The organism is Gilliamella apis (assembly GCF_002142155.1).
GTDB classification, from domain to species: domain Bacteria; phylum Pseudomonadota; class Gammaproteobacteria; order Enterobacterales; family Orbaceae; genus Gilliamella; species Gilliamella apis.
Genome location: NZ_NASD01000046.1, coordinates 1 through 1,327, shown reverse-complemented (window position 1 = coordinate 1,327; position 1,327 = coordinate 1). Strand labels below are relative to the sequence as shown.

Below are 1,327 nucleotides of genomic sequence, written 5' to 3'. Positions count from 1 at the left end.
GGTATTACGGCGACGATGACCGATTCACCAGGCCACCACTACAACAACTACTACAGCATTCGAGTCACCCTAACTGGTCCTGTTGTTACACGCTCGCAATGGAATTCAGTTAATCCAGGTAGAATCGACAGACCATCTTTACCGCAGACATTTGAGTTAGTCGGTCGTGATAGCAGTGGTAATGCGGTGGTCAAATATGGATTTGAGTTAAAGCAGTGGTTTGTTGGTGGTGGTCAAGGTTCCCATTCTTTTGCATCATCTAAGTGTAATAGTTTTGGATACCGTCTCCCAATTATCAGCGATTTAACTAATGCGACTTGTCCGGGAGATTATTCAGATTCTGATGAGTGTCAAGGTGCAGTTGGTGCAACGCCTTCGTCACCTGATAGATATTTACGTCGTCACATTGGTGCAGGATTTTTCACGGAATGGGGGGATGTGAGCACTTACCGTGGTTCCGTCTTCTATGGTAGTACAAATCAATATTGGACGAGTGAGCAGAAGAGTGATAACAACAAATACTTTCTGGTTCACTCGTTGATTGGTCGTATTTTCACTTATTCTGACGAACGCGAACACATGGGCAATAATGCATACGCACTCTGTGTCTATCCTTAGCTATTATTTCTTAGTTCTTAGGTATTGAAGCTGAGCATAAGAAAAATAACGTTAGGACATTAAACAATCATTGCCCTATCAAGGCAATGGCGTTGACGTTAACGAAGTGGGCGATAAAAACGATTTTGTGGCGCGACATCCGCAACGTGCTGACAACTGAGTGAGGTTAGCATGGCAAACAGGGATGTTTGCCAAGGCGGTGCTTTGTCAGGAACAAATCACAGCCGGTGCGTTAACAGCGAACGCAGGCGGAAGGCAGTCACATCGTGACCACTTGCGTAGTCGCCGCGGGAGATTGTAAAGAGGGTTGGCGCCAACCCTCTTAACTCGGACGTAATCACCGTATAGAAACAACCGCAAAACAACAAAACGTCCGAAACTTAAACAACCAAAAAAATTTTGAGGAGAGGGGTTTTTGAAACGCAAAATACCTTCTAAAAACGATTATAAAATTGTCAAAATCAAAAGCCTAATCTGCAAATTATTAATATTAAAAATGGTGATTTTTTAAGAGGGGATAAAGGGGATATTATTTCTAATAAACAGCAAATAACCGATGCTGTTTTCGAGTTATCAGTGTCCTTCTTTACAAAAGTTAACAATTAAACCATCAAAAAAAGTTGCATGGTTTTTTGCAATCACTATACTTTTATAGCATATTTATACGAATGGATAAATTTTATACCATTAGGCTTAAAATTTTAAATAA

The 1,327-nt window shown here is 40.9% G+C and carries 1 protein-coding gene; it reads left to right on the top strand.

All coding sequences use genetic code 11. The features are described from left to right. A partial coding sequence (locus B6C84_RS11415) for a hypothetical protein (protein ID WP_165755140.1) occupies positions 1-618 on the top strand: 618 nt, incomplete at its 5' end. Positions 619-1,327: the final 709 nt, after the last annotated feature.